Source organism: Sphingobacterium allocomposti, from assembly GCF_008124885.1.
GTDB classification, from domain to species: domain Bacteria; phylum Bacteroidota; class Bacteroidia; order Sphingobacteriales; family Sphingobacteriaceae; genus Sphingobacterium; species Sphingobacterium allocomposti.
Window position 1 is genome coordinate 81,588 of the sequence record NZ_VNHX01000014.1, and the last position, 9,191, is coordinate 90,778.

Below are 9,191 nucleotides of genomic sequence, written 5' to 3' on the forward strand. Positions count from 1 at the left end.
CCGCCTTAGGCAATAGAGCCTATTGTATATTTTATTTCATGAACCCATTTTTAGACTTGGGAATCCGTCATGAAGTTGTTAATGCCATCTCTGAGATCGGTTTTGAAAAACCCTCTCCCATTCAGGAAAAAGCCATTCCTGTATTACTGACTGGTAACGACGATTTTGTCGGATTAGCCCAAACCGGCACAGGAAAGACCGCGGCATTTGGTCTTCCATTATTAGAGTTAATTGACTTTTCTCAGAAGCATCCACAAGCGTTAGTTTTATGTCCTACGCGTGAATTGTGTTTGCAAATCGCAAAAGATTTAGAAAAATTTTCCAAGTATATCGACAACGTACATGTTGTTGCTGTATATGGTGGAGCAAACATTTCTGATCAGTTGCGTCAGATCCGTCGTGGTGTACAGATTGTAGTAGCCACTCCCGGACGTATGCTCGACATCATCGGCAGAAATGCCATAGACTTCTCCAACGTGAAATACGTCGTATTGGACGAAGCCGACGAGATGTTGAACATGGGATTCCAAGAGGATATCAACAATATTCTTTCGGAGACGCCCGACACGAAGAAGACGTGGTTGTTTTCTGCAACTATGCCAAAAGAAGTGCGCCGTATTGCACAGAACTACATGAGCAACCCTTTCGAGCTCACCGTTGGAACTAAAAATACGGGAAATGCGAACATCGAACACCATTACTATTTAATCAAGGCTAAGGATAAATACGCGGCGTTCAAACGTATTGTTGACTTCTATCCTGAAATCTTTGGGATTGTGTTCTGCCGTACAAAAATCGAAACACAGGAAATCGCTGAAGCTTTGGTAAAGGATGGCTACAACGCCGATTCTTTGCACGGAGATTTATCTCAGCAGCAACGGGACAAGGTCATGAAGCGTTACCGCGAGCGTAACCTCCAATTGCTGATTGCTACCGATGTCGCAGCCAGAGGGATCGATGTGAACGACGTAACGCACGTTATCAACTTTTCCTTACCTGACGAAGTAGAAAACTATACGCACCGTTCGGGACGTACTGCCCGCGCAGGAAAAACCGGAATATCCTTGTCTCTGGTAAATGTAAAAGAACTGAGCAAGATACGCCACATCGAGAAAATCATCGGCAAGCCGTTTGAAAGAAAGCAAGTTCCGCAAGGAACGGAAGTTTGTGAAAAACAGCTGTTCGCGATGATCGACAAAGTTCACAACGTGGACATCAACGAAGAGCAGATTGCACCGTTCCTTCCGAACATCATGGAAAGCATGCAGGATCTTTCGAAAGAGGATATTATCAAACGCTTTGCTTCCCTGGAGTTCAACCGTTTCCTGGAATACTATCAAAATGCGCCTGATCTGAACATCGAAGCAAGAGAAGGCAGAAGAGATGATGGAAGAGAACGTGGCGAACGTAGGGAGAGATCTTCTTCGAGAGGATTTACCCGCCTGTTTATGAACCTTGGTTCGGTAGATGAGTTCAGCCGTGGTGATATGCTTGGTTTCATCTGCAATACCGCCAAGATTTCGGGAAAATCTATTGGAAAAATCGACTTAAAAGGGGTATTTACCTTCTTCGAAGTGGAGGACGCCGAGGTGAATAAGGTATTCGAAGGTTTCAAAGATGTAGACTTTAACGGCCGTCAGGTGCGCATTGAAGTCTCTGGAGATGGCCGTTCTGAAGGCCGTGGATCCGGATCCCGTTCACGCGGAGGCGACAGAAACCGTAGAGGAGGTGACAGAGACCGAAAAGACAGAAGAAGCTCAAGAGATAAGAGAGATTCGGGCGGATTCAGAGATTTTTCCGGAAAAAAACAGACATCCCGATCTAGATATTAATCACATTTTTTTTTCACAGGAAGCCAGATTTTCAACAGAATATCTGGCTTTCTATTGTTCACATATTCCCTAGGCCGCTGGAGATACGAAAACTTTTTCAGACGCACGGCTGTTATCTCTAAAGCCTGGGAAGAAATTATCAAAAAGTCATCATTATATACCATGTTAAGCGGTAACCATCCGAACAGAATCTTCGATCTCGCCTATCGTCAACTGGAGTTGTTTCCTACGTTGCCGATGTTTGCCTACAAAAGCGACGGCCTATGGCAGAAAATATCGACCTCAACTTTTCTGACCGAGACCCGGGCACTGTCGAAAGGACTGATAGAGCTAGGTGTGAAACCCGGAGATAAGGTCGGACTCGTGTCCGAAGGCCGTTACGAATGGCATGTCATCGACTTTGCTATTCAGCAGATCGGAGCTGTGACGGTAGCCGTATACCCGAACATTACCGACGCCGACTACCAGTTTATCTTTAACGACGCTGAAATCCAGCTTTGCATCGTCAGCAGCAAGAGCCTCTACCAACGTATCTGCAACCTGGTAGATTCCATCTACACCCTGAGGTATACCTTCGCCATCGATAGTTTCGCAGATTCACGTCATTGGAAGGGACTCACCGATATTGGCAGAAACATACCGGACAAGCAGCTGGACGCTCTACGCGATGCCGTCTTACCCACCGACCTGGCCACGCTGATATACACGTCTGGTACAACAGGCAAGCCCAAGGGGGTCATGCTGACGCACCATAATATACTCAGCAACGTCTTTGCCGCCCGCGAGGCGACCCCGCTGCAGGCGTATAGCAGGGCCTTAACTTTCCTCCCTCCCTGCCACGCATACGAGCGCATGGTTATCTATACGTACTTTTATATCGGAATCACCGTTTACGTAGCCGAAGGACTCGAGCATATCGGACAGAACATTAAAGAGGTAAAACCAAACATCATGACTGCCGTTCCACGTCTCATGGAAAAGGTGTTCGAAAACATCATGAAGACGGGGACAGCGCTCCAAGGGACGAAGCGAAGACTTTTCGACTGGGCAATCAGCGTGGCGGAGCAATTCGATCCTACCGGAAAAACGAATAGCTTTGTGTATAGGCAGAAGCTCGCCATAGCCAGAATGATGGTTCTGAACAAATTTCACGACGCGCTGGGCGGAGAGCTTGTCACCGTTGTTTCGGGAAGTGCTTCCCTGCAGCCCCGTATCATACGCATACTCCTTGCCGCGCGCATTCCAATTTATGAAGGGTATGGCCTTACTGAGGCGTCTCCCCTCATCGCCGTTAACTTTTATAGCCGCGGCGTCCGCGTCGGAACTGTCGGAAACCCTGTAAAAGGCGTCGAAATTAAGCTGGCCGCAGATGGTGAAATCTTGGTCAAGGGTCCTAACATAATGCAGGGGTACTACAAAAACCCGGAAGCAACGGCCGAAGTACTGAAGGAGGGCTGGCTGTACACAGGCGATATCGGACGGTGGGAAGACGGAGATTATCTCAAGATAATCGACCGGAAGAAGGAGATCTTCAAGATATCGGGAGGTAAATATATTGTCCCGCAACCTATAGAGACCAAACTCGTCGAGTCGCCGTTCATAGAACAGGCAATGGTCGTCGGCGACAACATGAAATTTGCCAGCGCCTTTATTGTGCCCAACTACAGCAACCTGAAAGACTGGGCCCTGCAGAACGAGCCGTCGCTGGCCTTATTGCCAAAGGAAGAGTTTCTCTCGAGCCCATCCGTATACAAACGGCTGAACCAGGAAGTAAAGCTGGCCAACAAGCATTTTGGAAACTGGGAACAGATTAAGAAGATCGCGATCCTGCCGACGGAATTCAGCATCGAAAAAGGGGAGCTTACCCCGACTTTAAAAATGAAAAGACGGGAAATTCTCAAAAGATATCAGAAACAGTACGAAGCAATGTACCTGTAGAAACACAGAACGGCAGCGCATTTATGGGTCAACCTGAATTCGATTATTATCTAGCTGATATACATCGTCAGATGAAAGATAAACCCAAAGGGCTTACACCTCATAGCAGTATAAACATCGGCCCCCTACGAGGTCATTTTTATCGAACTGAGGTGGTTAGGTAAGTCCCATGGCTCACCACCGGACATGGGACTTACCCGCTGCGTCGTACGAATCGTTGGAGCCCCAGCCGGCTATATGGCTTCCATAACTTGCTGCCCTATTTATAACATAGGCCCCGCTCCTTGCCGCACTACGCCCAGCCGCTTCCCGGCCTCCCGGGACAAGCGATATCATTAGCCTGTCCCGCATATAAGCTATACCGGCAAATCCAACCCTCACGAAATCAAACTTTTCACACTTCGTAGAAAGTATTTCTTCGAAACAGAGCAGAAAACGAATGCGGAAACATCTATTTCGTTACGTAGAAACATTTTTCTTCCGATGATCATTTTTTTTATTTTTTTAATAAATAATGAATAAATTAGACTGGCGAAACGAAATAGAATGCCCAAACCATAAAGAATGGGTTTAAAAGAGTTGTTATGACCTAAAAAAGTATGAAGAATAATAAATCACTTATTTATCAATACGATGAGACTCCGGAAAGAAAAAATCTGAACAGGCAGGTGGCAGAAAATATCCGTCTGGAACGTGTCAAGAGAGGATATACCCAGGAATATATGTCTTTGCAGCTTGGCATATCCCAGAATGTGTACTCCAGAATAGAGCGCGGATTAGCCCGGCTGGATCTTGAACGGCTCTATGAGATAACAGCACTTTTAGACGTGGATGTCGCCACGTTGCTGTCGTTTTTTCCTAAAAAACGTAATCAAGCTTAGCACCAGATTATTTAATCAGCATGATAACGTAATAGACTTCACATGGGTAAAGTACACGGACACTGAGTACAGGCTGTCTATCCGCCGTCATCGGAGATTTCCGCGCTGCCAATTGGCGGCCTGCTTTTAACCATATTATGGTTAATTTAAACAAATTTTGTTTAGAGATTGTAAGTCTTGCCCTGTAATTTTATCCGGTCGGATTTTCCCGTGAAATAGAGTTATAACCAAATGGATATTACCGTTAAACATCAATGAAAAGATTAAAACCGAGGAAAGAAAACAGGCCACTCTGGCACTTATGCTCACTGCTTCATTTAGCGCTGCCACATGAATAACCTCTTTGTAAAATATGCTATCTGGATCTTGTATATCGTTGTCGCTTCGTCGATTTTGTTTGTGATTCTGAACTTCGGAAAAAATGAAGTATGGGGGCTCAACCCCATAGCCATCGGCATACTGGGAACATCCATACCGTATCTTCTAGCCCAGTTCTTAAAGAAATAGAAGGTGGAGCGTTTTCGGAAAAAAGGCGACAGTGAAGGCCAGGCATTAAAACCCTTCAGCTCCAAAAACAACAAATAGTTTCGTAAATTTAAACCATGAGGAATTATAAAGCGGGATACTTTATCATAGCACTGTTGGCTATTCTCGAACTAATTTCTATTCTCCTTTTTATAAACGGAGACATCGCGCTAAGGTCGCTCCTACTTACTTCTGGCTCCTGCATTCTCGGCGTCGCTGCCCATGTGCTCAGTATCAAACAAAGAAAAAAGGAAGCGGATTCCACCCCTTAGCGGTCTCTCCACTGTCATCAATGTCCTGCCATGGATTTAACCAAACCGCTTGCGCAGGTGACGTCTACGCGAGCGGCGCAGACGCGAGTTTTTCACGGGGTAGTGCCGTTTCTTTGTTATGTTATTAAAGACCAAGGCTACCACAAACAGGATCAGACACCCTGACAACACCGGACTTAGAACGTACCAGTACCCCAGCGATACTATTTTCGTCCCTCCGGCCACGGCGATTAGTGCCGTAGCCCCTCCGGGGGGGTGCAACGTCCGTGTGATCTGCATGCATACAATGGAGGAAGCTACCGCCAGCGGTGCCGTGAGCCAGATGATATCCGGGAGTATCTGGGCAACCGTAACGCCAACAACAGCGGAAACAACATGCCCACCGATTAAATTACGGGGCTGCGCTAGCGGACTCTGAATGGCTCCATAGACCAAAACGGATGAAGCGCCAAACGATCCGATAAGAAAAACATTCTCCAACGTCGGAAGACTGAGCGATTGTATAACAGCAATGGTAAAGATTCCGACGAAAGCACCTAAAAAAGACCAAAAGTGCTCACGGGGGTCTACAAGTGTTTCTCTATAAAACACATAACGGTATACGCGAAGCTGTCTGTGAAGGCGGCCTTTCACAACCGGATTATTTGCTACGTTGGCGGATTGCTTCGTAAATAACTACCCCGGCCGAAACCGACACATTCAAAGACGCAATCTCGCCCGCCATCGGTATCTTGGCTAGCTTATCAGCCATGCGTATCAGATCGTCCGACACGCCTACATCCTCAGCGCCGAGGATGATACAGGTAGGCAGCGTATAGTCGACATCGTATATGGAATCCTGCGTTTTTTCGGTACTCACGACAAGCTGTACACCGGAATCAATCAAGAAACGGCCGGCTAGTCGCAGCGAGTCTTCACGGCAGACGGGTATCTTATATAGCGCACCGGCAGACGTCTTAATGGCGTCAGGATTGATCTCTGCAGATCCTTTTTTCGGAACAATAATCGCGTGAACACCGGCACACTCTGCCGTACGGGCAATGGCGCCCATATTCCGGACATCTGTCACTCCATCAAGCAACAGGAGTAAAGGTGTATCTCCGCGCTCATAGATGGCCGGCAGTACATCTTCAATACGCTGATAGGTGATGGGCGATATAACGGCAATAACGCCTTGATGGTTCTTCCGCGTAATACGGTTGAGCTTCTCTACCGGAACCTGCTGAAAACCGATTCCGTGCTCCTTCAACAGGCTTTTTAATTCCAGGAACAGACTCCCACTCAGTCCCCGCTGAACAAAAAGTGACTCAATCTCTTTTCCGCTATCGATCGCCTCGATAACCGCCCGGATTCCGAAAACCATCTGATTGGATTCTCTTTTTTCTCCCCTTTCTTTTCGCTGGAAATTCTGCATTTTCAAATTTAAAAAAATAAGTTGATATGGTTGGCAATGGTTGATAAAGTTGATATGTTGACCCTGATAAGATAAGCTCTCTCCTATCTAACATCTAGCGTCTAACATCTAATATCTACTGCAACCCTAAATTAAAAGCCTTGCGCAGGGTTTCCAGCGCCGGATTTTTCGAAACCATGGCCTGATATTTTTCTTGCGACGTGTAAGGCTTCCGGACTTTCGTCATCTCGACCTGCACCCCCTGAATGTCCAGCGCAAAATTGTGCAGTTCCACGCGGAGGTAGTTAAGAATATCGATCTTTCCCAGCTTGAGCTCATCCATCTGCACGCCGTTCTCCACATCCACTTCGATCAGGGTCCCATTCAGTCGTGGTGTGTTGGCGGTCATGATAGTATACAGGGTGATCCGGCTGGTCTGTTTCAGTTGATCCGCGAAGCTATTCCATTTTGAAAGAAAAGCATTTAACGTTACCTCCCTGAACTCACTTCCTTGTACAAGGTCCGGTTCGTCAGTCGCTTCCTCAGCCTTTTCCTCGAAGATCGTGTTTAGGTTCGGCACGTTAACCGAAGATGATATCTTACCCCAACCTTTCTTGGGAGGAGCTGTAGCTACCGTCGGCTGACTGGACGTCGCCGCCGTAGCGGTTGAAGATGCTGTAGGCGATGTTGGAGCGGTTTCGGTTACAGGTGGAGACATCGGCTTCACTGCAGGAGGCGTCCCGCTGGCTGATGCTACCGGGCGGCTTACTGTTGGCTGCTCAGGGAGTTTTTTTTTTACCTCAGACGAAGCTGAGGGCACCGGAATTCCCTGCTTACTGAGCGTGATGGCTGCCGTGATGTGGCACATCTTTAACAGCGCCAGCTCCACCTGCAGACGTTGGTTTTTACTGCCTTTATAGTTTATCTCACATTGATTGGCAATGTTCAACGCCGATAATAAAAGGCCGGAACTCAAACGCTGCGCCTGTTCCAGGTATCTACGCTTGATGTTTTCACTCACTTCGAGCAGCTTCAGCGTAGAAGGCTCCTTCGAAACCAATAGATTCCGGATATGAGTAGCTAGACCGCTGATGAAGTGTCCCCCATCAAAGCCGTTATTTAACACTTTGTCAAAAATCAAAAGTGCCTGAGCTGCATCTTCGCCGGCAATGCTATCCATCAGCTGAAAATAGTAATCATAATCGAGGATGTTAAGATTACTGATAACTGCCTGGTAAGATATATTTTTATTCGAGAAGCTAACGATCTGGTCAAACATCGACAGGGCGTCGCGAAGCCCGCCGTCGGCCTTCTGTGCGATGACATGCAGGCCATCCGCCTCAAATGTGATAGCTTCCTTCTGGGCGATACTTGCCAGGTGGTTGGCCATATCCTCTACCTTTATCCGGTTGAAATCAAAAATCTGACAGCGGGAAAGGATGGTCGGAAGGATTTTGTGCTTCTCGGTTGTCGCCAAAATAAATATAGCGTATGACGGTGGCTCTTCCAATGTCTTCAGGAAGGCATTAAATGCAGCCTGAGACAGCATGTGCACCTCATCAATGATGTAGATTTTATATTTTCCGGCTTGTGGTGGGATGCGTACTTGCTCGATAAGGCTACGGATGTCATCCACCGAATTGTTGGAGGCTGCGTCCAGCTCATGGATGCTGAAAGAATTCCCGTTCTGGAACGATCGGCAGCTTTCACAGGTCCCACAGGCCTCAACGCCTTCGGCAAGGTGTTCACAATTTATTGTTTTCGCCAGGATACGCGCACACGTTGTCTTCCCAACACCACGCGGCCCGCAGAACAAAAAGGCCTGCGCCAGCTGGTTGTTGTGGATGGCATTCTTGAGCGTACTTGTAATATGCTGTTGGCCGACGACTGAATCGAAGGTTACTGGGCGATATTTGCGTGCCGAAACAATAAAATTATCCATTGCACGAAGATAAGGATTTTAGCAAGTAAAAAGTAAACTTGAAAAGTAAAAAAAGCAAAAGTAAGTTAGAAATTGAGCATCACGCTGAGCTGTAAAGTTGTTGATGTGTAAAGTCGTAAAGCGAAGCTGGAAGGGAATGGTTAATGGCAGATGGCAAATGGCAAATGGCAAATGGCAAATGGCTGATAGCTGATAGCTATAAGCCGCGAAGTTGTTGATTTGTAAAGTCGTAAAGCGAAGCTGGAAGGGAATGGTTAATGGCAGATGGCAAATGGCTGATAGCTGATAGCTATAAGCCGCGAAGTTGTTGATTTGTAAAGTCGTAAAGCGAAGCTGGAAGGGAATGGTTAATGGCAGATGGCAAATGGCAAATGGCAAATGGCTGATAGCTGATAGCTATAAGCCGTG

At 47.0% G+C, this 9,191-nt stretch carries 8 protein-coding genes; 5 read left to right on the top strand and 3 right to left on the bottom strand.

Going from position 1 to position 9,191, the window contains the following annotated elements; translation table 11 throughout:
* Window positions 1-38 precede the first annotated feature (38 nt).
* From BC792_RS11270 to BC792_RS11285, 5 genes are all read left to right on the top strand, one after another.
* On the top strand, window positions 39-1,832 hold the full coding sequence (locus BC792_RS11270; protein WP_148909112.1) for a DEAD/DEAH box helicase: 1,794 nt from the start codon (window positions 39-41) through the stop codon (window positions 1,830-1,832).
* Window positions 1,833-1,994: 162 nt separating this feature from the next.
* Complete coding sequence (locus BC792_RS11275) at window positions 1,995-3,770, top strand: AMP-dependent synthetase/ligase (protein WP_148909113.1); 1,776 nt, start codon at window positions 1,995-1,997, stop codon at window positions 3,768-3,770.
* A 599-nt stretch (window positions 3,771-4,369) separates the two neighbouring features.
* Window positions 4,370-4,651, top strand: coding sequence for a helix-turn-helix domain-containing protein (locus tag BC792_RS11280; protein WP_148909114.1), 282 nt, complete (start codon window positions 4,370-4,372; stop codon window positions 4,649-4,651).
* 330 nt (window positions 4,652-4,981) lie between these two features.
* Complete coding sequence (locus BC792_RS18355) at window positions 4,982-5,158, top strand: hypothetical protein (protein WP_170250015.1); 177 nt, start codon at window positions 4,982-4,984, stop codon at window positions 5,156-5,158.
* A gap of 95 nt (window positions 5,159-5,253) precedes the next feature.
* Entirely contained in the window at window positions 5,254-5,448 is a 195-nt protein-coding gene (locus tag BC792_RS11285; protein WP_148909115.1) for a hypothetical protein, read from the top strand.
* Window positions 5,449-5,484: 36 nt separating this feature from the next.
* On the opposite strand, the gene BC792_RS11290 is transcribed toward BC792_RS11285, so the two are convergent.
* The 3 genes from BC792_RS11290 to BC792_RS11300 all read right to left on the bottom strand — a co-directional run bounded on the left by BC792_RS11290 (window position 5,485) and on the right by BC792_RS11300 (window position 8,783).
* Entirely contained in the window at window positions 5,485-6,081 is a 597-nt protein-coding gene (locus tag BC792_RS11290; protein ID WP_148909116.1) for an HPP family protein, read from the bottom strand.
* Between the two features lie 7 nt (window positions 6,082-6,088).
* Entirely contained in the window at window positions 6,089-6,862 is a 774-nt protein-coding gene (rlmB, locus tag BC792_RS11295) for a 23S rRNA (guanosine(2251)-2'-O)-methyltransferase RlmB (protein ID WP_148909117.1), read from the bottom strand.
* A gap of 115 nt (window positions 6,863-6,977) precedes the next feature.
* The gene (locus BC792_RS11300) at window positions 6,978-8,783 is read right to left on the bottom strand and encodes a DNA polymerase III subunit gamma/tau (protein WP_148909118.1); all 1,806 of its coding nucleotides are present in this window, start codon (window positions 8,781-8,783) and stop codon (window positions 6,978-6,980) included.
* Window positions 8,784-9,191 lie beyond the last annotated feature (408 nt).

Bases quoted from the DNA above. Each gene is read 5' to 3' on its own strand.
- BC792_RS11270 (WP_148909112.1), top strand. From the start codon at position 39: ATGAACCCATTTTTAGACTTGGGAATCCGTCATGAAGTTGTTAATGCC.
- BC792_RS11275 (WP_148909113.1), top strand. From the start codon at position 1,995: ATGTTAAGCGGTAACCATCCGAACAGAATCTTCGATCTCGCCTATCGT.
- BC792_RS11280 (WP_148909114.1), top strand. From the start codon at position 4,370: ATGAAGAATAATAAATCACTTATTTATCAATACGATGAGACTCCGGAA.
- BC792_RS18355 (WP_170250015.1), top strand. From the start codon at position 4,982: ATGAATAACCTCTTTGTAAAATATGCTATCTGGATCTTGTATATCGTT.
- BC792_RS11285 (WP_148909115.1), top strand. From the start codon at position 5,254: ATGAGGAATTATAAAGCGGGATACTTTATCATAGCACTGTTGGCTATT.
- rlmB (WP_148909117.1), bottom strand. From the start codon at position 6,862: ATGCAGAATTTCCAGCGAAAAGAAAGGGGAGAAAAAAGAGAATCCAAT.
- BC792_RS11300 (WP_148909118.1), bottom strand. From the start codon at position 8,783: ATGGATAATTTTATTGTTTCGGCACGCAAATATCGCCCAGTAACCTTC.